Here is a 19,814-nt window from a genome sequence, read left to right on the forward strand (position 1 = left end):
TCAAACTGACCCACTACCTGAGACCGTTGTCGCTTGATCGAAATGAGTGCACAGTGGCTTCATGAGTGTATCCGACGAGACGTTGGCCAAGATTGCTGATGAGGTGTTCGATACAATGGCCGCACCCCGTGAGGTGCCTCCTTTCTCAGAGCGATTTCCAGGATTTGGCCTTGAGGATTCGTATCGGATCGTCAACGAGATCCGACGGCGACGGGAGGCTCGGGGTGAGCGCGTTGTCGGTCGGAAGATTGGCTTTACCAACGCTGCCGCATGGGCCGGCTACGGCATTTCGGGTCCGATTTGGAATTATCTCTATGACGCAACAACTATCGACTTGACGCCGGGAAGCACCTTTTCGATTGGCGGTTGGCCAAACGTCCGCATGGAGACGGAGGTCGCTCTGGGACTAAGTGAGGCACCCGATCCGAGCATGGAGGATATCGATCTTCTGCATTGCATCGAATGGGCGGCCCTCGACTTTGAGATCTGCACCTCGATCTTCCCGGATTGGCGATTCAAGGTATCCGATGCGGCAGCCACCGGCGTGCATGTTGCACTGCTGCTAGGCGTGCGACATCCTATCGGCGAAACTCGAAAACATTGGGCCGATGAGCTTGAATCTTTTTCGGTCACACTTTCAGAAGCGACAGGGGCGTACGCGATGGGAGGCGGTGCTCAGGTCCTCGGCAGCCCGATCAAGGCGCTGGGGCATCTTGTACGACAACTCGAGCTCTATGGAGGCGAGCCACTAGTCGCGGGTGAAGTTGTTACGACAGGCACGCTCACGCAAGCGCTACCCGCCGTGTCTAGCGAATTGTGGAGGGCTAGCGTCAAGGGCGCCCACTTTGGAGACATTGAGGTTCGGCTTACTTAGTCGGCGGCGCGCAGAGGCCAACCGGCCGTCAGGAAGGCCGGCATCAAAGCCAAGCCGATAGGCGAAAGTCGACATTGCGCCAAAAGCGGAAGTCAGACTGCCTCGATCAGGCCCAGCAAAGATTGGGTGTCCCGCACGTCGCAAAATACGTACGCCATAGCCGATAGCGTCCCTTCCTGTTCCGCGTCGGATAATGTCGCGCAAGCATCCGAGATGAAGAACACCTTGTAATTCATCATCATAGCATCTCTTGCAGTGGACTCGCAGCAGACCTGCGATAGGGTTCCGGAGATGATGAGCGTATCGACGCCGCGTTCCTGAAGGCGGGCGTGTAGATCCGATGAACCCGGAACGAAGGCGCCGAAGCGACGCTTCATAAGAACCAGATCCTCTTGGGCCACCTCCAATTCCGACCAGAGGGCGTGACCGGCGTTCCCAGGAGTGAATGCCTCTACAAGCCGGGCCCGACGTTCGGGTCCGCAGAAGTGCTCAAAAAAGACCGGCCAAGCGTGGATCGCCTCGGCATCTGCCGTATGCTGCGTATAGACTACAATCCCGCCTGCGGCGCGCAGGGCAGCGCTGATACGGTTGACATTTGGTACTATTGTGCGGGCCATAGGCACTTCCGCCACCTGACCGTAGTCCATGAAGCCGTTTTGCAGATCAACGACAATGTGCGCCGTGTGACGCGGACTCAGGCTGTCGAATACCGCGATGCCGCCACGGTTGCGTCCAACTCGTTCGCGAACCTCGTTCAGGATTCTAGCTTTATGCATGGGGTGCGTGCCTGACTGATGGCGGGCTAACCGCCTTCACGCATATCAAAGTTTGGGCCCGCGGATAAGGGTCGGTCACTGAACAGCATGGCGCGGTTCGCAGAGCGCGCGCTCCGTTCGAAACTAAGTCGCTTTGGGGTCAAAACCGGAAATGATTCCGCCTAAGCCGAATGTCTGCTTTCGGGCAACAACGCAGGAGACCTCAATGACGAACATGCGGCGCGAAGCTGCCTTTCGCACCGTGGAAGACGTATGTCGGCCTCGGTCAAAGGCGACCTTATCCGGTGGACGATCCATGCTGACATTGTGGCCAATTAAACGGCGAGCGATGATTGAGGTGCGGAAAGGCCGCTGAGGGGCCGTAAGCAGATCGGCAGCTTTCAAGCATCCAGTTGGCAAAAGCAGCCAATCAGCTCACGACCCAAGGGGACGCCGGGTGTAGGTCTGCTGACTAATCTGCCAGAGCCACTGGCTTGCCATGCGGTGTATTCAGATAGGCGTGTCGCCAGTCCTGTTCGCGTCTGTCCACCTCGGCCTGTAGCGCGAACCGACTCCTGTCCAGTATCTGCTCCAAAGCGCTCAGAAAGGCGCTGTAATAGATCGCGTCGGTGTCCATGGCAGTATCGGTCACCCGTCGATCAAGCTCGGCGCCCAGGGTCTGAGACCAATCCTCTGCTTCAATCTTTCCGTCGGCGATGAGCAGCTCGACCAACGCAATAACCTGAGCGTGCCATTGCTCGGAGAAGACCGGCTCGCCATCGCGATGGCGCCGGGCGCCACGGGCAATCTCAGGCCGGCTCAAGATAGCTGTCCCACATGTCAATCTGCAGGCTGTCTGCGCTGCCGCCGGCTTCAGGCCAAAGATCCGACATGCGAAACCGCACAACGTATGTCTGCTCGCGCCGTATCGTGCCGACAGCTTTCTCGTCGGGCAAAGGCTGTGGTCTGATCACGCTGTCGACAACCCCGGGCCGGCCGCGGACATACCCCGTCAGCCGCGTGTGCATTGTGGCGATGTCGCGCCGTGCCACAACCTTGTCGCCAGCTTTGAACCTTGCCTCTGTGGCCGGGCCCTCCACCGTAGGCCTGGGCGACTCGTATTCGAAGGTTCGACTTGAGGCCCTGCCATCGAAGAACTCCTGAACGCCCGCGACGCCTTCATCCACAGACGTGACCATCATGGCCAGAATCCATTTCTCGAAATAGTCGAGGCCGAGGTAGGCGTCCGGGGGAAGCCTTTCCAGGACGTGGCGATACCAATCGAGCGTCCATCCCGTGCGATCCGTCGACAGCTTTTTCATCGACATCATGGCGATCGCCCATGTGCGCGCCTTCCATTCATCGGAAAACAGAGCCGAGTCATCTTCTGCGACGTTCGGGATCGGTCTGAACCCTTGCCTGCCGCCGAGGTCGTGTACCGTATCCATCACCGCGCCTCCTGTTTTGGCGACAGGTCCCTCGTCGTCCCGATCATTGCATTGCGCGTTACGAGGCCGGCGAGGTCCTCTTCGGTCCAGCCGTCCGTCCCCTCCGGACGCTCTGGAACCACCATGTAGCGGCGGTCTGAGGTCGAATCCCACACCTTGACCTCAACCTTTTCCGGCAGGTCGGTTCCGAATTCAGCGAGAACGCCACGCGGATCGCGGACCGCTCGCGCCCGGTACTCGGTCGACTTGTACCAAGATGGAGACATTCCCAAGATTCCAAGTGGATAGCAGGAACACAAGGTACAAACGACAACGTTGTGGATATCAGGCGTGTTGAACACTGCGACAAGGGGATAATCCTTGTCGACGCTTGGGACGATTTCCGAAAACGCCTCGGCCGCATGTTTCGCGAGCCGTTCGGCGAACTCGGGGTCAGTCCACGCCCGCGCGATGACCTTGGCTCCATTCATCGGACCTACGTTTTCCGAGTAGTCGTCGAGCCACTTGTCCACGGCGTCGGCCGCTAGAAAGCCTTTCTCGACCAGTACCGTCTCCAGTGCTTTCAGGCGAAGAGCCGGTTCAGGCGGAAGATGGCTGTGCAATTCGCGATGAAGTTTGGCAACCTTGTCGGAATCGTATGAGCTCACTGATGCCCTCCCTGAGTATCATTCTCGCTTCGCACCGCGCTGGGTGGACCCTAAGGGTTGCGTGGCTAGCTCCCCGCTGACCATCAATGACCAGACTATTGGAGCAGTGCACTCGAGTCATTGACTTTCTGACCCTACGTCAGCTTCGAGATCGAAGGCGATATCGTGCAGTTTGGGCCCCCTGCAAGCGGCGACCGGACCGATCGCGTACCGGGCGAAAGGCTTGGGCTCGCTCGATCTAGCCAGCTGCATCACACCACTTTTATGAACACGGGGGCGGACTCGCCTTGACATTCAAAAGGCCAGAAGGCACCTTATGTTCGTATTGTCCGTACAACAGGGACAGACCGGTCAAATTTCTTCCAACATTCTCGATCTTCTCAAACGCCAAGAAACGATAGGGACGAAACATATGTCGATGGAATATCGTCTGCGACGGATATTACCCAGTGATCGCGTGGCGATCATAATGCCCGTTGACCACGGTCTGATATTCGACCGGATTGCAGGTCTGGAAACACCATCAGCACCCTTTGCCGCATGGGCCGATCAGGATGTGACCGGCTTCATGATGACCCCGGGGCAAGTGAAGCAAACTGAGAAGTTTTTTGCTGCAAAACCCCACCTCACCCGCGTTCTCACCATCGACACCTACTACGATTTCCGCGTCCTGGACGGCGGATCGCATGGTTTGATTACAACGGTTGAAGAAGCTGTGCGGATGGGGGTCGACGCCGTCAAGATGCTATTCCCGTGGAACATGTCCAACGCCGAGCGCGTGGCTATGTGCACCCGAGTTGGCAAGGTCGTCACCGCATGCGATCACTGGAACATTCCTCTCGTGCTCGAGCCGGTGGTCATCGGGGCTCCTCGCTCCGAGGATGTGATCGACCAGGAAGAAAAGGTGGCGCGGATCGCCTATGACCTCGGCGCGCATATAATCAAGATCGCTTTCCCCGGCGAGGAACGCACGAAACGCCTGGTGGATGAACTCAAGGTCCCGCTGGTGATCGCGGGCGGCCCCCTGTCAGGTCCTCCAAGCGAAACGATTGATGCCGTTGCACAGACAATCCGCGCCGGCGCGCGAGGCGTGATTGTCGGCCGCAATATCTGGCAACGTGACCGACGTGAAGGCGAGCAGACGTTGGCGGAAATCGCCAAGATTACCCGGAGCGTCAAGTTCCCCGACTGACTTTCGATACCTCCTCCCTTCGGAAGCAATTGGCGGAGACATTTGGCGGAAGGACGGCCCTTCCGCCAAATGCATTTAGGAGACAAGAGTCGCCTTCTAGTCTCTCTTGAATGACAGCCCCTGTAACGGGCATCGGCCTTCCAGTGCAGACATGGACAACATTTCAAATTTGTTGGCTGGCAAGGGACTCAAACAAAAGCGCCACAGCTTCAGCGCCTGGGTCAATATGGCCGACCAGTTGCCCCCCAGTCACATAAGACGCCCTGCCCGATCGAGCCTGCGTCATCGCAGCGGTGAGGTTCGCTCCTTCACGTGCGGCGGCTGCCGCGGCCGGAAGGCCCAGCGTCAATTCGTCGAGAGCCGGCGCAAGCGCATCGACCATTGTCCTGTCACCGATCCGGGCGCCGCCGATTTGCTGCAAGCGCTCCAGGCCGGCACGAAGAGATTCCGGCAGTTGGGCACCACCGCTGGCTGCTTCCCCCGCTGCCGAGAAGAAAATGGCCAGCAGAACACCCGACGATCCGCCTATGGTTTGGCTAAGCAACTGGCTGATGGAGCGATACAACGCTGGAGTGTCGTTCAGGGGCAGTTCATCGACCTGATCGCGAAGGGCTCGCGCCGCACCGGCCAGCGTCGACCCAGTATCGCCGTCTCCGGACTTTGCGTCCAATGCATTGAGATCAGACGCAGCAGCCAACAGTGTTGCGCAGATACCCAGAACTAGCTTGCGTACCTGGGCGTTCGCTGATGGCACGCGTGCCTTCGGCGCAATCCCGACCGGCATAGGGATCATCTGGGGCACGCCAAACTTTGAGAGTCCCGGCCACGCCGGAACCTGGACGTATGAGGTGATCGCGGCAAGATCGGCCGCCGAGGCCGGGTAAACCGACAGTGAAAAACCGCGCATGTCGAGTGCGGTCATCATGCCGGCCGGGCCGATAAGATGACTGATGCTCGCGGCGATGCCCGAGCGAGCCAGCTCATTCGTCAAAACGGCCATTTCCAGAGCGGACGTACCACCGAGATTGTTCAGCAGGGCAACGTGCGGACCCGGTCCCATGGCTTTGCCAAGCTTGGCAACAACAAGCGCTACAGCGCCCCGTGCCCCGGCGAAGTCAACCAGCTCAACGCCTGGCTCGCCGTGGATCCCGAGGCCCAGCTCTGCTTTGCCGACGGCAATGCGTTCCTCCCTCGGTGATCCAGGGACGGTGCAGGTGTCAAGCGCGATGGCAATACTGCGCGTACCGGAAATGACCCGCTTCGCTATGGCGGTCACGGCCTGAAGGTCCGCACCATTTTCGGCGGCCGCGCCAGCGATCTTGTGGACGAAAAGGGTACCAGCGAGGCCGCGTGGTTGCGGGATATCCGGCAGCGCAATGTCGTCGGCCACAATGACCATACTCACATTCTTACCCAGAGTACGGGCGCGCTCGGCCGCCAGGCCGAAGTTCAGTCGGTCGCCGGTGTAGTTTTTGACCACAAGCAAGCAGCCGGCGTCCCCGGTCACCGCCAGAATACCCGCCAAGACTGCGTCAACGGACGGCGAGGCGAAGATGTCGCCGCAGATCGCCGCAGTGAGCATACCTTTGCCCACAAATCCCGCGTGGCTCGGCTCATGACCCGAGCCACCACCGGAAACTATGGCGACTTTCCTGCGATCCCAATCTGCCCTTACGACGACCTTGATGTGAGGATAGCCGTCCAGCCGCGCCAACCGGCCGTTTGAAATGCCCACAAGCCCATCGATGGCTTCCGTAACGATGGTTTCGCGGCCGTTCAGAAATTGAGCCATAATCTTCTCCCTGTTCAAAGCGGCCGCTCCCCGCCCGCGTCTGTTGCCACGAAACGCTCGAACGCCTCGGCGTAATGTGGCTGCCACCGTTCGTTTGGGTAAATGACCGCCACAGGCGTATCGAGGCTGGTCCTATGTCCGGCGGCCGCCGCCGCGAAGATTGCGGCACCCAGGACGGATAGTTCTTTCTCCTGAGGGGCGTGCACCGGTTGACCAAACACGCTTGCGCGCAACTCCAGCAACGCACGGGAGCGGCTCCAGCCGCCGGTGGCGTAGACCGGACCTTGCGGCACGCCGAAGGCGTCAAGCCGTTCCAGCATGAGGCGGGCATTCATAGTGGCCCACTCGAGCAGTTGACGCTCCGTCGACATGCGATCACCGGCCCCCGTACCCGGATTACCGGGGAGCATCTCAAGTGCCATCACGCGACGGATCGCCTCCATGCCACCAGGAAAGCGGTTGACCGCCGCGGTGAACTCAAAAACACCAAGGCAGGCGAGTTTCCCCACCCCTTCGATCGATGGCATGAACGCGATCTTGGAATCGAAAGCGTCCCAAGTCAGCGCTGGAGCGTCGCCGTAGATCACGTTGGCCGTTCCCAATGAATCGACCCGGGCGTTCGCTGCCAGCTGGTGGATTGCATGGGCAGCAACCGGATGATCATGACCGCCCGCAACGAGAAGGGTTTGCTGGTCGGCGGCACCACTGTCGAGTAACACCGAACTCCGGACCGTCCCCACGGCGGTGCCTGCGCTGACGACCTGGGGCAAGACGGGGGCACGGCTGGCGGTCAGCAAGGGCGCAATCCATTCCCTGGCCGACGGATCAAAGCAACCGGTTCGTGACGCGAGCGTATCGCTCATGAATGGTACCCCTGCCCACGCAGCCAAGGGATAGTCGGTCAGCGATATCCAGTACGACGCCGCAATGGCCTGGTGCGGTAAATTCCGAGCCGACCAAAGCCATTTCGCCGCCGTGCGTGTCGGGTCTATGGAGATCCCCGAAAGTGGCGTGGCGGCTGCATTCCCCGCCAGCTCCTTGGCTTCAGCTGTTGCTCGCAAGTCAAACCAGGGGATGGCGGAGCCGAGTGGGTTCAGCGTCGTATCAACATACAACCCATCCTCACCAATGCCGGCGGACGAGATTGCCACCAATGGCTTCCCGCGGCCGAGTTCCGCCCAGCCACACACGAGCATTCGCTCGATGACAGTGACGAGATCGGCGGCGTCGGTCACCAGACCAACCGCGTCCCTCACTCGCGGCGTTGGCTCGGTGCGCAGCCAGACAAGCCTGTTGGACTCGTCGAAGAGCGCCACCTTGAGGTTGGTGCTTCCGATGTCGATACCGCAAACAAGCATGTCCATTCACAGAGTCTGAAGGTCTGAGATCAGCGGAAACTTAGCTGGGTCTTCACTGAGGTCCCTTCGCCCATGCTTTTGACAGCGGGCTCGAAATCCCAAACATCGAAGGTCTGGCCAACCAGCACCTCGGCTTCGCCACTGATATCCTGGATGAAATCGACTGCCTGGGCGAATTGCTCCGCACACGAGTTGGACCCGACGAAGGTCTGTTCGCGTTCGTACAGAAGAAAGGGGTTGAAGGGCGCGGTTTTGTCAGCGTCGTGGACGCCGACCTGCACCAGGGTTCCGGTCTTTTCCAGATGTTCCATTGCCTGCTGCAAGGCGGGCTGAACGCCGGCAGCTTCGAAAACGATGTCGAACAGATCGCCGCGGAAACCGGAGGGCAAGCGCGCCTCAGTGATTCCGATGCGCTTTGCGATCTCGAGTTTGGCCTGTGCCGGATCACAAATTGCCACCGACCCCGCACCTTGCGCCTTCGAGGCAAGCGCAATCAGCATGCCCATGGTGCCGCCGCCAATGACCAGGATGTTGCGGCCCCTGACCCTGCGCGACGATTCCACCGCGTGCAGGGCACAGGCAAGCGGTTCGATCAGGGCGGCTGCCCCGTCGCCGACATTTTCTTTGACACCCATTGCATTGCGCGCAGGAACAGCGACGAATTCAGCGGCTGCGCCAGGGCGGCCGACGCCAATTGGGGTGAGATGAATGCAAAGGTTCGGACGGCCCGCCTTGCACCACCGGCAATTTCCACAAACCACGTTGGGATCGACGGCGACGAAGTCCCCTTCCTTAAGGCCTTTGACGTTCCTGCCCACGGCCGTCACGTGGCCGGCAAACTCATGGCCCGGCGTGACCGGGTAGTGCGTCCCAACAAAACCGTGGTGGAGGATGTGCAGGTCGGTGCCGCATATTCCGCAGCGGGTCGGCTTGACGAGGATTTCGTCCGCGCTGATCGCCGGGACATCGCGTTCGACCACGCTCACCTTGTGATCGTCGGTGATCAGAACTGCTCTCATGCCGCTTGCCATTTGGCGAATTCCCTTAAGCTTCTCGCGTTCAATCATTGCCATCGGCATGCGGAGGTCTGACTCGCCTGCGCATTAGCCCCATCCGGGGCGGTAGACCGACCGTGCTCACGCCTCTAGTCGGAGGCCGTTTTCACCAAACAGGAGCGGGCGACCGGCCCTGGCGACACCCAGATGAACCGCATCACTGACGGAGACCTTGGTCAACGCGTCGAGCTTCACAGTGATCAGCTTGCCGGTTCCCAGGTTCACGTAGCAAAGCGTCTCGCTGCCGAGGTGCTCAACCACATCGACGACACCGGACATGGTGCCGCTATCATTGATCTCGATCATTTCGGGGCGAAGACCCACCGTCAGGCTGTCGCCTTGCACCAGGTTCGGCTGGAGCGGGACGATGATGTGAGATCCGCCGCTTAAGAACAATCTTACGCCGCCAGGCCCGACTTCAGCGACGCGAGCGTCAATCAGATTCATTTTCGGCGAGCCGATGAAGCCTGCCACGAACGTGTTTGCGGGATTATTGTAAAGATCGAGCGGTGTTCCGATCTGTTCGATGACCCCTAGCCGCAGGACAACAATGCGGTCTGCCATCGTCATCGCTTCGACCTGGTCATGGGTGACATAGATCATTGTCGCCTTGAGCTTGCGGTGCAATTCGGCCAGCTCGATTCTCATTTGGACCCTGAGCGCCGCGTCAAGATTGGAAAGGGGCTCATCGAACAGGAAAATCTTCGGCTCGCGCACGATCGCCCGTCCGATGGCAACCCGCTGGCGCTGGCCGCCCGACAGCTGCTTGGGCTTGCGGTCAAGCAGCTGCTCAAGTTGCAGGGTTCGCGCAGCTTCCTGCACTTTGCGGTTACGTTCGGCCACTGGCACGCCAGCCAGTTTAAGAGCGAAGCCCATGTTGTCGGCGACGGTCATGTGCGGATAGAGGGCATAACTCTGGAATACCATTGCAAGCCCACGGGCGTCGGCCGAGACGTCGTTCATCACCTCGCCATCGATCGTGAGTTCACCGGACGTAATTTCCTCGAGACCAGCGATCATCCGCAGCAGGGTAGACTTTCCGCAGCCGGAAGGCCCCACCAGCACGACGAATTCACGGTCCGCAACCTCGAGGCTGACGTCGTTGATGATGTGGACGGCGCCGTAATCCTTGTGAATGTTCGAGAGTTTGAGCGTGGACATGAATGGTTCCTATGTTACTTCACAGCGCCGAATGTCAGGCCGCGCACGAGCTGGCGCTGGGTGATCCAGCCGAAGATCAGGATGGGGGCGACCGAGGCAATGGAAGCGGCCGACAGTTTTGCCCAAAACTGCCCTTCGGAATTGGCAAAGGACGCGATCGCGAGGGCAAGGGTTCCCGCCTGGGTCGCGGTGATGTTGATGCTCCAGAAGGATTCGTTCCAGGCAAGGATCATCCCCAAAAGGGCGGTCGACGAAATGCCGGGCGCCGTGAGCGGTATCAGGAGATATCGCATCTGGGTCAGCGGACGGGCTCCATCCATTCGGCCCGCCTCCAGGATCTCGACTGGAACCTCCTTGAAATAAGAGAAGAGCATCCAGACGATCAATGGCAGGTTGCTCAGGCACGTGATGATGACCAACGCAATCCGGGTATCGATCAGGCCGAATTGGACCAGCAACAGGTAAATCGGGATAAGGACGCCGACGGCCGGCATAAAGCGCACCGAGAGCATCCAAAGCATGATGGCCCGGGTGCGCTTGGTCGGATAGAAGGCCATCACATACGCCGCTGGCGTAGCCAAAACGATGGCAATCACGGTGGAAGCCACCGAGACCGCTATGCTGTTCCAAGCATGGCGCAGATAGCCCACGCGATCATTCATCTCAATGAAATTCTCGAGAGTCGGGTGGAAGAACAGCAAGGGCGGGATCGCCGCCGCGTCCTGTTCGGTCTTGAAAGCGGCCAGCATCATCCAGAACACCGGGAAAGCCATGACGATCCCTGCCAGCCAACCTGCAATTGTTCTCGCCATATCCTGTGTTTTCAACGATTTGCGCTGCATCACAATTGCTCCGACATGACGCGGACGAAGAAGAAAGCGACGATGTTGGCAATCAGGATGGCAAAGACGCCTGCGGCAGACGCTAACCCCACATCGAAACCCTGGAGCGCGCGTGAGAAGATGTAGAAGGGTATGTTGGTCGTGGCTGATCCGGGCCCGCCCATGGTGGTGACATAGATTTCAGCATAGGTGCTCAGCAAAAAAATCGTTTCCAGCATGATCAGCACCGCAATGGGCCGATACAGGTGCGGCAGGACAACGTGGATAAACCGGGCAATCGCCTTGGCGCCGTCCATCTTGGCCGCCTCGATTTGCTCGCGGTCGAGCGATTGCAGCGCGGTCAGCAGAATCAACGTGGCAAAGGGTGTCCACGCCCAGGAAACGATGATGATGATGGCTGCCATCGGATAGCTGGAAAACCAGTCGATCGGTTGCAGGCCGACGAGCCGCATCATCCAGGAAATGAACCCCCAGACAGGGTGCAGGAGCAGGTTCTTCCATACTAGTGCAGCGACGGTCGGCATCACGAAGAATGGCGTGATGACAAGGAGGCGAGCAATCGAACGGCCTGGGAACGGCCCGTCATAAAGAACCGCGAAAGCGCATCCCAGGACGAGCGTGATGACCAGCGGAACGAACACCAAGATGAGCGTGTTCAACACGACGACCGGCAAGTCGGGATCGGTGAACAGGTACTCGTAGTTGACTAGACCGCCAAATTCCGGCGGCGGCACCTGCAAGTTATAATTCTGGAAGGAATACCAGAGGGTCAGCACCAAGGGCACGAATGCCCAGACCGCAAGGATTGCCACCGACGGCAGCAACAGCGGCCAGGTCTTGACCCGAAGAGTTGGCCGCGCCTTGGTTCGCCGCTGAACTGTATCAGTCGATGCTGTCAACTTGACCTCCCGTGTGCGGACCTGCGCCCCGAGCCAGCCGAGGCGCAGGAATTCATCCCGGCTTACTTGATATAGCCGGCCTTCTTCATGATCTTGTCAGAGTTGGCCGCTGCCGCGTCGAGGGCATCCTTGACGGACATCCTTCCAGTCAAAGCAGCCGCGATCTGCTGGCCGAGGAAGTTGTTGATGGCCTGCATTTCGGGAATGATGGGGAAGTTGATCCCGACGTAGGGCTTCGGCACAGCGGTGTTGTCGGTCAGGCTGGCGCTTTCGATCGCGTCCAGCGTCGGTTTTGCAAACGGGGCCGCCGCGAGATACTTGGGATTCTCATAGGTCGACTTACGGGTGCCCGGGGGGATGGTCACCCAGCCTTCCTTGTCGCCGATCATGTTGATGTACTCTTTGGATGTCGCCCATTCGATGAACTTCTTGGCTTCATCGGCATGCTGGGACGACGAAGGAATGCCCAAGGCCCAGGCCCAGAGCCACGCACCGCCCTTGTCCCAGGTCTCGACCGGGTTCTGGGCGAAGCCGAGCTTATCCGAAACTTTTGAACGCTTCGGGTCGAAGAGCAGTCCAGCGGCAACCGTGGCGTCGTTCCACATTGCGCACTTGCCTTCGGCGAGGAGATTCAGATTCTCATTGAACCCGTTGCCGACCACGCCTTGGGGACCATACTTGTTCGCGAGGTCGACATAGAAGCTGATCGCTTTGTTCCACGCCTCGCTGTTAACCGCGGAAGTCCAATCCATGTTGAACTGCACCCCGCCGAAGACGTTGCCTACCAGGCCCAAGAGAGCCATGTTCTCGCCCCAGCCGGGCAGGCCCCGGATGCAGATGCCGCTGAAGCCGTTGGACTTATCATCCAGCTTCGAGGCGAATTCCTCGATCTGGGTCCATGTCGGGTGTTCCGGCATGGTCAGCCCGGCTTTCTCGAACAAATCCTTTCGGTAGAAGGTCATCGCGCTCTCGGCATAGAAGGGAACCGAGTAGAGGTGGCCGTCATAGGACAGTGCATCACGGACCGTCGGCAGAATATCATCGACGTCGTAGGAAGCAGGCAGATTGTCGAACGGGACCAGCCAGCCCTGCTTGCCCCAGATTGGCGTCTCGTACAGGCCGATCGTGACGATATCGAACTGGCCGCCCTTGGTGGCGATGTCTGTTGTCACTCGCTGGCGTAAGGTGTTCTCATCCAGCACCAGCCAGTTCAATTTGACACCGGCCTCCTTCTCATACTCGGCCGAGTACTTCTGCATGACGACCATGTCAGGGTTATTGACGGTCGCGATCGTCAGAGTGGTCTCGGCCCGGACAATCCCTGTGAGGGACACGAGAGCAAGGCCAGATGAGAATAGTAGTCTCTTCAAGTTCATTACATCCTCCTGTTGATCTTTTTGGGTTCCAAGGTGAATGGCGAGCCGCTTGGAGGCGGCAGTCAAATGCGCGCGCATGTTCGGCGCGGTCGCTACATTTCAAGTCTGGTGCTTGGAGGCTCGGTGGGCAGCGCTAGTCAGGGATTACCAACCAGGGCTTGATGCAGAGGTCCCGTTCAGATTTTGCCAGCACGATTATTCCTCCCGACATAGGGACAGCCTCGCAAACTCTTAACGGGTTTGTCCAACCTGTCCCTCTTGTACGTACAGACCGTGCCACAGGAGGCCGGCGGAATCAAGCGGTAATGTTCCAGCCGGGAGTTGTATTGGATAGTTTTAGGGTCGTTGAAGGCTTGTCGGATCGGCCGACGCGACGACGGTTACACGCACCACATCGGTGCGCACCCATGACGTATAGTAGTCAAAGGGCTTCATGTCCTCGCCCCAAGATATGGACGTCACGAGCAGAAGAGGTGACCCTGGCTGCACGTCGAGAAACACAGATAGCTCTTCCGACGCGGAAACGGCTTCGACGGTGCGTCTCGCACCATAGATCCGATAGCCGCTTCCCTTAAGAATACGGTTGAGCGAGCCGCGTCGCTGCATAACATCGCTTTGGAGGACGATATCCTTGAGTTCCGGAAGCAGGTAGTTGACTGAGAGAAGGGCAACCTTGCCATCTAGCCTTCGCAGGCGACGCAGCAGGAAGCCCTTTTCTCCGTCCTGCATTCCCAATGCACGGGCTGCAGCTCCAGAGAACGCCGTGGTCGTTGCTTCCAAGACCTCCGTTTCAACATTCCGGCGGTCATGATCAACCTCGCCCTCAAAGAAGCCGTCTGCCACTTGAAGGACCCACCCCGCGCCCTTGTCCTTCGAGTTGACTACGAAGGCACCCCGACGGGGAATGACACGTATCTTGTTTTTGTCCTCAAGGCTCCGCAGCGCATCCCTGACTGTCGATCGCGCAAGGTTGTAAGTTCGGCACAGTTCGCTTTCGGTCGGAATGCGATCGCCAGGCCCATACTCCCCCCGGTCGATAGCTTCCTCTATTAGCCTAGACAGCTGTGCGTAAAACGGCTCAGGGGAAACCCGGTCAATAGACTGTTCCAGCTGCTTCGTCTGTTCCATTTCCGATCCTCATCTTGTACGAGGGCTGGAGGGTTGAGCAAATCGTTGTTGCGTCAAGGCAACCCGGCTTTCTTAACGTGTACGGCCCGTCAGTTGAGTACGTACAATAGCCCCAGGCAAGTGGGAAGGCATTTCCCATGCCACCCGTCCCGCCGGGTATGGAAGCGCAAAGTGAAGGTCGGGCCTCTGTCGGAAACCTGGCGCCACGCATGTCGGTGCCAGCCAGGCCTGGCTAGAGCTAACAGTGCTCTGTGAGTTCTGCCAAATGTCACTTTGCCGTCGGAGCATGAGAGTCCGCACGACGATGCAACCGCAGCAGCCCGGTTTGGAATCACGGTCTTCTCATACGCATGGATCATCGGGGCGAAACGCCAGCCTATGCGCAAACACATCTGCCAGCGTGGTCGTTTGGGCAGGAAGTCGGCTTTCAGGAAGCGCCAAAGGCACCCTCAATGGCCGCTGAGAGGCGCAAAGCTGCCGATTTTTCGCGCCCAAGATTGACCAATTCGCGTCAAGAGCCAACCTTTGCCGGCGGACAATCGATGCTAACATTGTGGCTAATTAAACGGCGCGCGATTATCGAGGCCCGGAAAGGCCGTTAAGGGCCGGTAGCGGCCCGACCGGTTCTGGTAGGAACGCGCGAGAATGCAGATATTCAATCCGGTGGGTCGGAAGTCTCGAACTGACCCTCTGCTGCCCTTCAAGCCCCGTCCTGGAACGTCCGCTTGGGTGGCAAACAGGCTTTGGTTAGCATTGCTGGGCGGCCATACTGAGGCGGATCATTCGGTCCTGTGGTATGAGACCTGCGTCGCGCAACCGCTCCTTTTCGCTCTTCGGCGCAGCCGTGTGCGATCCTGCCTTGCCTCGAAAATGTGCCAAACCCTTGTGGTCAAAGCGTCTGCCCTCCATCTTCAGCGAGGCAGCGGGTTAAATGACTGAAAGGAGGTGATGGCGATGAAGTGTCCGATCGATGGATCCGAATTGGTAAAGAGCGAGCGTCAAGGCATAGAGATAGATTATTGCCCGAGATGCCGCGGCGTGTGGCTGGATCGCGGCGAGCTTGACAAGATCGTTAAGCGCTCCGGGAGCGAAGCCATGCCTTACGGCACGCCACAGCGCAATCAGCCTTCTCAGCAGCCCTACCAGAAGAAAAGGAAGTCTTTTCTGGGAGAAGTTTTCGATTTTGACTGAGCTCTGACGACGTGGCACAGGGCGCCCGGTGTCGTGGCGCAAAGGACCGCTCAGGGTCCGTTCGAGCCATTGGTTGGGCGCCGACCAGACGACCGCTCATGGCGCTCCTTGCTCGTTCTTGGGCAGATGAGCCGAACGGCAACATTCCACACCCAAAGCAGCAGTTCGTTCGACGGCGGTCGAATTCACACCCATGACCCCAGCCGGTCGTTGCAAACCCCGCGAACGAATGTCTCGAAGTGGGACCCGATGCGGACCCTCAGTGCCTCGACGAGAAGCTTACGCCGGCAATCCAGCCTCGCGTAGAGCGGTAGCCAGCATCTCCATTCGTTCCGGTGTTGTGATCTGGCCGGAGACCAGCCCGTTTATCGTGAAACCGGGCTGCAGTTCCAGCACAACCCTGGCCGTCGACTTTGCTTCGGCCAACTGGCCGAGACGGATCATTGCCGCCGCGTGCAAATAGCACGGCACGCTGAACCGCGGATTGGCCGCCGATGCCCGGCTCGCCGCACTTGCAGCTTCCACGAAATTTCCCTTGAAAAAATGGCCGTAAGCAAGTCCCACATAGGGCATGTAGATCAACGGATCGTACGGACTAAGGCGGATTCCGATCTTGGCATGTTCCATTCCCAAATCGTCGCCGACCCAAGCGCGAATGATCGAACTGCACCCAAATGCAAACGCGGATGAGGGACTTAGCGCCAGCGAACGGTCAAGCGCCTCAAGCGCCGTTTCGTAATTGCGTTCCAGGACTCCAATCACAAAACCGCCCATTGCCAACGCCATGGCATCGTCACTGCCCGCTTCGATTGCTGCATGAGCATGGCGGAGCGCAGCCGCACGGGTTTCGGCGCGCAGTCCTGCACGCAAATAGCGCTGCTCGTGACACCAAGCCATGAGCCCATGGACTGCAGCATAGTCTGGCTCCAGCCGGATCGCCTGGTCCAGCAACAGAAGCGCTTTGTCTGCGTCCTCCGGCATCGCGGTTGCCGCTAAGGGGAGTGCCCGGAGGAAGAGGTCGTATGCGTCCAGATTGTCCGGCCGCTTGCGACGAGCACGGGCGACTTCCGCTTTGCGCAGGGTCGGTTCGACAGCACCGATGACGCTCATCGTCATCTGATCTTGGAGGGCGAAGATATCACCCAGCGTACCGTCATATTTGTCGGCCCAAAGGTGGGCCCCAGTCTCGGCCTCGACGAGTTGCGCTGTTATCCGAACACGCTTTTCTGACTTGCGCACCCCGCCTTCCAGGACGTAGCGGACGCCGAGTTCGCGGCCGACCTGTCGCACGTCGACTGCCTTGTCTTTGTAGATGAAGCTCGAATTGCGGGCGATCACGAACAACCATCTGATCCGCGACAGCCCGGTGATGATGTCTTCCACCACCCCGTCGGCGAAATATGCCTGTTCCGGGTCGCCACTCATGTTCTGAAAAGGCAGCACGGCAATCGAGGGCTTGTCCGGCAAGGCCAGTCCCCTCGATGACGCGTCGGATGCGGTAGTCGTGGTCTCAGTGGCGTTGTGACCCGACCGCACGAGATAGGCGCGCAGCGGCCTGGCTATGTTTTTGAGGGACTGCTCGCCAAGATCGACGAATTCTTCCCTGACCTTGTCGCGCACCTGCCGATAGGCATCTTCGGACAAGCAAATCCCGCCGGCCTCGCAAATGCCCTCGATGCGCGCGGCTATATTGACGCCGTCGCCCATCAAATCGCCGTCGGTCTCCTCGACCACATCGCCCAAATGGATACCGACACGGAACTCGATACGGCGCTCGGACGTCAGGCCGGCGTTCCGCTCGACCACGCCGTTCTGCACCTCAATAGCGCATCTCAGAGCATCGACGACGCTGCGAAACTCGACAAGACTTCCGTCACCTGTGCGTTTCACCACCCGCCCGTGATGCAATTCGATAGCGGGATCGATCAGGTCGCTGCGGAGCCCCCGCAGGCGCACCAAGGTGCCCTCCTCGTCCGCGCCGGCGAGGCGGCTGTAGCCGACCACATCCGCGACTAGTATCGCCGCGATCTTGCGGGTTTCGCTCATAGCGCCCTCTGCGGCTATCGAGATTAGCACAACGAACCGATCACCGCCTCCCCAACTCGATGGGTACGATCCAGGCGAAGAAAAGTAATTTTCAATCGACGGTCGAATGACCGCTTTGGGCTCGAGACGCGACCTTCGCTGCATTCAGCGCCGATGTCACGAAATGGCGCTACTTGCTGGTTCTCATCTGCGAGACGAAAGGCAACATTCGACCCCGTTGCGGACGCTCGTTCGCAGAAGGCGTACGGTGAAGTTTGACCCGATTGAGACATTTCTCGCCCGGACCACAAAGGTCGGGTTCAGGTGGGTTCCTCGTCATTCGTACTGGCGGCCCCGCAAACTGGTTGCGCACGGGAGCGAAGGCTGCTTCAACTCGCCAATGCGTAGAGCTCCCAGCTTTCGGGAATACCCTTCATCTCCCGGTGTCCGACAGATATGAAGTTCAGACCGGAGCCGACCGCCAGGTCCTTCACCGTTCTGGAGGTAAGGATCGAGCCTGGGGCCGATTCGGCCATGATTCTCGCAGCCAAATGAACTGCTAAGCCGCTCAAGTCATCGCCGCGACGCTCGCACTCTCCGGTGTGGATTCCGGTCCGTAATTTTAATCCGAGAGCGTTCGCATCGCGCGCCAGCGCCTGGGCACATTCGATGGCTGGGGTCGGCCCGACAAAGGCAAGCATGTATCCATCGCCAGTGTGTTTGACAATTTGCCCACCCAAAGCTGCGGTATGCCGGCGTGCACTCGTGTCCAGATGTTCAAGAACCATCCGCCAACGATCATCCCCCATGGCACTCAACGCGGCGGTGGAATCGACGATGTCTGTGATCGCCACGGTGACAAGCGCCCGATCAACATTTGCGGATGCTCGCTCACCGGTGAGAAATTCCTCCATTTCCTCGACTAGCCGGTCCTGATCGCCATACCAAGGGATGTGGTCGTTGCCAGGCAGGGGGCGAAACTCGGCGCCGGGAATCCGGGCAGCCAGATAGCGTCCTTCATCGATTGAGTGCCAACGATCGCCCTCGCGATGCAGGACAAGCGTCGGGGCCTGTATCGCAGGAAGGACCGCGCGAACGTCGATTTCGTTATTCAGCCGGGTGATCCGTTCCGCGGCGCGAGGGCTGGCGGAAAACCGAAGATACGCTGCAAACCAGTTTCGGACACTGAGGTTCCCGGCGACGCTCGGTGCACCTTCGTCAAGGTCGACGGGTTGTCCCCAATTCTTCATGAACGAGGTGACAAATTCTTCGAGCTCCTCTCGGGTCTGGCCCCAAGGATAATCGGACGCCCGGGCGCGACGCGCAAAGGCGCCGTAGAGCACCAGCGCCCTAACGCGTTCTGGGTGGGTGGCAGCAAAGAACGAAGCTATACCGCCGCCCTCAGAAACTCCGAAGAGCGCCGCTTGCTCTGACCCCACTGCATCGAGAACGGCTCTGATGTCCTGGGCCCTTTGATCGAGCGTCGGAAAGCCGACATCCCGGTCGGACATTCCGGTGCCTCGTTTGTCGAATGTGATCAAACGGGAGAAGCGACCGAGCTTGCTCAGAAAACGAGCATACTCGGGGCTTTCCCAAGCATATTCGATGTTGCTGAGCCAGCCCTGGACATAGAGCAGGTCGATCCGTCCGGCGCCGACGACCTGGTAGGCGATCGAGATATCGCCGCACCGGGCATAACGCGTCTCAGGTCGCTGCATGGCCGCCTGTCCAATCGGTTGGTGGCTACGAAACGGTTGCCACATACGCAGGTACGCAGGGCAAAGGTACTGAACCAAAGCGACAAATGGAATGGTGCTTTTACCGGAAGACTGGTCCGAAAGAAGGGGCAGAGAACGCCGCATTGAGCCTTTCGTCGAGCGTTGGCCGGACGTCAACTCCTGGCGCGACCACGACCTTCAGCATGGTCAGCTGCGATGTCTGCTTCCAGGCGGAGGCAAAGTTCGCCTCTATGGCCGACATGCGGCGCAAAGCGGTCGTTCTTTCGGCTCCACCAAGGTCAGTTGCGCAGAGAGTGCGGCCGTAATAGTCCATGGGTCGCCCGCTGCGGTTT

General features: G+C 59.2%; 17 protein-coding genes. 3 read left to right on the forward strand and 14 right to left on the reverse strand.

What is annotated here, in order from left to right:
- Positions 1–61: 61 nt before the first annotated feature.
- Positions 62–874: a 2-keto-4-pentenoate hydratase gene (locus ACSQ3Z_RS34225; RefSeq protein ID WP_436175546.1), complete on the forward strand. Its 813-nt coding sequence runs from the start codon at positions 62–64 to the stop codon at positions 872–874.
- Positions 875–966: 92 nt separating this feature from the next.
- On the opposite strand, the gene ACSQ3Z_RS34230 is transcribed toward ACSQ3Z_RS34225, so the two are convergent.
- From ACSQ3Z_RS34230 to nthA, 4 genes are all read right to left on the reverse strand, one after another.
- Positions 967–1,650, reverse strand: coding sequence for an isochorismatase family protein (locus ACSQ3Z_RS34230; RefSeq protein WP_436175547.1), 684 nt, complete (start codon positions 1,648–1,650; stop codon positions 967–969).
- Between the two features lie 451 nt (positions 1,651–2,101).
- Positions 2,102–2,452 carry a hypothetical protein gene (locus ACSQ3Z_RS34235; protein WP_436175548.1) on the reverse strand — a complete coding sequence of 117 codons (351 nt, stop codon included), beginning with the start codon at positions 2,450–2,452 and terminating at the stop codon, positions 2,102–2,104.
- Complete coding sequence (locus tag ACSQ3Z_RS34240; protein WP_436175549.1) at positions 2,439–3,077, reverse strand: SH3-like domain-containing protein; 639 nt, start codon at positions 3,075–3,077, stop codon at positions 2,439–2,441. Before ACSQ3Z_RS34240 ends, ACSQ3Z_RS34235 begins: the two co-directional genes overlap by 14 nt.
- Complete coding sequence (gene nthA, locus ACSQ3Z_RS34245; protein WP_436175550.1) at positions 3,077–3,724, reverse strand: nitrile hydratase subunit alpha; 648 nt, start codon at positions 3,722–3,724, stop codon at positions 3,077–3,079. The genes ACSQ3Z_RS34240 and nthA overlap by 1 nt, the downstream gene beginning before the upstream one ends.
- 316 nt (positions 3,725–4,040) lie before the next feature.
- Here nthA and ACSQ3Z_RS34250 point away from each other — a divergent pair, with 316 nt between their 5' ends.
- Positions 4,041–4,916 carry a class I fructose-bisphosphate aldolase gene (locus tag ACSQ3Z_RS34250; protein WP_436175551.1) on the forward strand — a complete coding sequence of 292 codons (876 nt, stop codon included), beginning with the start codon at positions 4,041–4,043 and terminating at the stop codon, positions 4,914–4,916.
- 163 nt (positions 4,917–5,079) lie between these two features.
- Here the strand turns inward: ACSQ3Z_RS34250 and ACSQ3Z_RS34255 are convergent, their stop codons facing one another.
- From ACSQ3Z_RS34255 to ACSQ3Z_RS34290, 8 genes are all read right to left on the reverse strand, one after another.
- Entirely contained in the window at positions 5,080–6,708 is a 1,629-nt protein-coding gene (locus tag ACSQ3Z_RS34255; RefSeq protein ID WP_436175552.1) for a dihydroxyacetone kinase subunit DhaK, read from the reverse strand.
- Positions 6,709–6,722: 14 nt separating this feature from the next.
- The gene (locus tag ACSQ3Z_RS34260; RefSeq protein WP_436175553.1) at positions 6,723–8,072 is read right to left on the reverse strand and encodes an FGGY-family carbohydrate kinase; all 1,350 of its coding nucleotides are present in this window, start codon (positions 8,070–8,072) and stop codon (positions 6,723–6,725) included.
- A gap of 23 nt (positions 8,073–8,095) precedes the next feature.
- Positions 8,096–9,133 carry an alcohol dehydrogenase catalytic domain-containing protein gene (locus ACSQ3Z_RS34265; protein WP_436175554.1) on the reverse strand — a complete coding sequence of 346 codons (1,038 nt, stop codon included), beginning with the start codon at positions 9,131–9,133 and terminating at the stop codon, positions 8,096–8,098.
- A gap of 69 nt (positions 9,134–9,202) precedes the next feature.
- Entirely contained in the window at positions 9,203–10,282 is a 1,080-nt protein-coding gene (locus ACSQ3Z_RS34270; RefSeq protein ID WP_436175555.1) for an ABC transporter ATP-binding protein, read from the reverse strand.
- A 14-nt stretch (positions 10,283–10,296) separates the two neighbouring features.
- Positions 10,297–11,124, reverse strand: coding sequence for a carbohydrate ABC transporter permease (locus ACSQ3Z_RS34275; RefSeq protein ID WP_436175556.1), 828 nt, complete (start codon positions 11,122–11,124; stop codon positions 10,297–10,299).
- Positions 11,124–11,951, reverse strand: a complete 828-nt coding sequence (locus ACSQ3Z_RS34280; protein WP_436175675.1) for a carbohydrate ABC transporter permease — start codon at positions 11,949–11,951, stop codon at positions 11,124–11,126. The genes ACSQ3Z_RS34275 and ACSQ3Z_RS34280 overlap by 1 nt, the downstream gene beginning before the upstream one ends.
- Before the next feature lie 134 nt (positions 11,952–12,085).
- A complete protein-coding gene (locus ACSQ3Z_RS34285; RefSeq protein WP_436175557.1) occupies positions 12,086–13,399 on the reverse strand; it encodes an ABC transporter substrate-binding protein in 1,314 nt (437 codons plus the stop codon).
- A 336-nt stretch (positions 13,400–13,735) separates the two neighbouring features.
- A complete protein-coding gene (locus ACSQ3Z_RS34290) occupies positions 13,736–14,527 on the reverse strand; it encodes a GntR family transcriptional regulator (RefSeq protein ID WP_436175558.1) in 792 nt (263 codons plus the stop codon).
- Between the two features lie 954 nt (positions 14,528–15,481).
- On the opposite strand from ACSQ3Z_RS34290, the gene ACSQ3Z_RS34295 reads away from it, so the two are divergent.
- Positions 15,482–15,718 (forward strand): zf-TFIIB domain-containing protein, encoded by a 237-nt coding sequence (locus ACSQ3Z_RS34295; RefSeq protein WP_436175559.1) that lies wholly within the window; start codon positions 15,482–15,484, stop codon positions 15,716–15,718.
- Positions 15,719–15,997: 279 nt separating this feature from the next.
- Here the strand turns inward: ACSQ3Z_RS34295 and ACSQ3Z_RS34300 are convergent, their stop codons facing one another.
- Together ACSQ3Z_RS34300 and ACSQ3Z_RS34305 are read right to left on the reverse strand one after the other, a co-directional pair.
- Positions 15,998–17,764, reverse strand: coding sequence for an adenylate/guanylate cyclase domain-containing protein (locus tag ACSQ3Z_RS34300; RefSeq protein WP_436175560.1), 1,767 nt, complete (start codon positions 17,762–17,764; stop codon positions 15,998–16,000).
- 368 nt (positions 17,765–18,132) lie between these two features.
- Complete coding sequence (locus ACSQ3Z_RS34305; protein WP_436175561.1) at positions 18,133–19,605, reverse strand: adenylate/guanylate cyclase domain-containing protein; 1,473 nt, start codon at positions 19,603–19,605, stop codon at positions 18,133–18,135.
- Positions 19,606–19,814: the final 209 nt, after the last annotated feature.

The sequence above is a fragment of the Mesorhizobium sp. LjNodule214 genome, assembly GCF_964252735.1.
Classification (GTDB): Bacteria; Pseudomonadota; Alphaproteobacteria; order Rhizobiales; family Rhizobiaceae; genus Mesorhizobium.

Coding starts and splice junctions, on each gene's coding strand:
- ACSQ3Z_RS34275 (WP_436175556.1), bottom strand. CDS start 11,124: ATGCAGCGCAAATCGTTGAAAACACAGGATATGGCGAGAACAATTGCA.
- ACSQ3Z_RS34300 (WP_436175560.1), bottom strand. CDS start 17,764: ATGAGCGAAACCCGCAAGATCGCGGCGATACTAGTCGCGGATGTGGTC.
- ACSQ3Z_RS34290 (WP_436175558.1), bottom strand. CDS start 14,527: ATGGAACAGACGAAGCAGCTGGAACAGTCTATTGACCGGGTTTCCCCT.
- ACSQ3Z_RS34240 (WP_436175549.1), bottom strand. CDS start 3,077: ATGGATACGGTACACGACCTCGGCGGCAGGCAAGGGTTCAGACCGATC.
- ACSQ3Z_RS34250 (WP_436175551.1), top strand. CDS start 4,041: ATGTTCGTATTGTCCGTACAACAGGGACAGACCGGTCAAATTTCTTCC.
- ACSQ3Z_RS34230 (WP_436175547.1), bottom strand. CDS start 1,650: ATGCATAAAGCTAGAATCCTGAACGAGGTTCGCGAACGAGTTGGACGC.
- ACSQ3Z_RS34260 (WP_436175553.1), bottom strand. CDS start 8,072: ATGGACATGCTTGTTTGCGGTATCGACATCGGAAGCACCAACCTCAAG.
- ACSQ3Z_RS34305 (WP_436175561.1), bottom strand. CDS start 19,605: ATGCGGCGTTCTCTGCCCCTTCTTTCGGACCAGTCTTCCGGTAAAAGC.
- ACSQ3Z_RS34285 (WP_436175557.1), bottom strand. CDS start 13,399: ATGAACTTGAAGAGACTACTATTCTCATCTGGCCTTGCTCTCGTGTCC.
- ACSQ3Z_RS34270 (WP_436175555.1), bottom strand. CDS start 10,282: ATGTCCACGCTCAAACTCTCGAACATTCACAAGGATTACGGCGCCGTC.
- ACSQ3Z_RS34225 (WP_436175546.1), top strand. CDS start 62: ATGAGTGTATCCGACGAGACGTTGGCCAAGATTGCTGATGAGGTGTTC.
- ACSQ3Z_RS34295 (WP_436175559.1), top strand. CDS start 15,482: ATGAAGTGTCCGATCGATGGATCCGAATTGGTAAAGAGCGAGCGTCAA.
- ACSQ3Z_RS34265 (WP_436175554.1), bottom strand. CDS start 9,133: ATGATTGAACGCGAGAAGCTTAAGGGAATTCGCCAAATGGCAAGCGGC.
- ACSQ3Z_RS34255 (WP_436175552.1), bottom strand. CDS start 6,708: ATGGCTCAATTTCTGAACGGCCGCGAAACCATCGTTACGGAAGCCATC.